1 pseudogene is annotated in these 626 nt (G+C 60.7%); it reads right to left on the bottom strand.

The features are described 5' to 3' along the window. Positions 1-626 (bottom strand): annotated as a pseudogene (locus M3I54_RS44525) (IS3 family transposase); the annotation flags it as partial.

Below are 626 nucleotides of genomic sequence, written 5' to 3'. Positions count from 1 at the left end.
TTAAGCGCGCCATTGAAACGGTTCTCCACCGCCTGAAGCATCACGTCGCGCACCATGTCCCCGGTGTAACCACCCGTCGTCGCCGCCCAACTGATGGCTTCCCGGTCGCAACAGTCCAGCGCAAAGATGACTCGCAACGGCGCGCCATCATCGCAACGGAATTCGAAGCCGTCCGAACACCAGCGGGCATTGCTCATGCCCACCGCGACCTTGCCGTCGTGTCGCCGCGAGGACGGGGTATGGCGAGGACGGCGTTCAAGTAGCAGGTTGTGGGCACGCATGACGCGATAAACTCGTTTTGCATTAACACGTGGACGGCCCGCCGCGTCGCAACGGCGTCTGAGCAGCGCCCAGGCACGCCGGTAGCCGTAGGTGGGCAGGTCGGCAACGAGCCCCTGAAGCTCTACAACAAGCGGCTTGTCATCCATGCTCGGCGTCTTGCGCCGGTCGACCCAATCGGACTGTCGCCTTGATTTGACTGCGAGATTCGAGCGCGACACACCCAGGACTTCACAGACCGTCTTCATCGGTCGTCCCCCGGCAGCAATGGTGAGCGCGCAATCAATTTTTTTGCCCGACCATACTCCACTGCTTCGCGGAGGATTTCCACTTCCATTGTCTTTTTA

Source organism: Paraburkholderia sp. CNPSo 3274, assembly GCF_024206475.1.
Taxonomy (GTDB): Bacteria; Pseudomonadota; Gammaproteobacteria; order Burkholderiales; family Burkholderiaceae; genus Paraburkholderia.
Note: the sequence above shows the minus strand (reverse complement) of the source record. Positions and strands in the feature narration are given on the sequence as shown.